Origin of the sequence: Necropsobacter massiliensis (assembly GCF_000827595.2) — a bacterium.
In the GTDB taxonomy this organism is placed as follows: Bacteria; Pseudomonadota; Gammaproteobacteria; order Enterobacterales; family Pasteurellaceae; genus Necropsobacter; species Necropsobacter massiliensis.
Genome location: NZ_LN776197.1, coordinates 1 through 241, shown reverse-complemented (window position 1 = coordinate 241; position 241 = coordinate 1). Strand labels below are relative to the sequence as shown.

1 pseudogene is annotated in these 241 nt (G+C 54.8%); it reads left to right on the top strand.

The features are described from left to right. A pseudogene (locus BN3349_RS12115) lies at positions 1 to 241 on the top strand (hypothetical protein); the annotation flags it as partial.

Here is a 241-nt window from a genome sequence, read left to right as displayed (position 1 = left end):
CTAGACGCTGAACTTGACGCTGCTGTCGCAGAGCTTTCCGCGCTAGATGCAGAAGTTGATGCACTAGACGCCGAATTTGAAGCTGCTGTTGCAGAGCTTTCTGCGCTGGATGCAGAACTCGAAGCTGCGGTAGCCGAACTTTCTGCACTAGACGCAGAAGTTGATGCAGCTGTTGCCGAGGAGGCAGCATTTGTCGCTGCGCTGATCGCCGAGCTTGCTGCGGATGAAGCTTTAGTAGCTG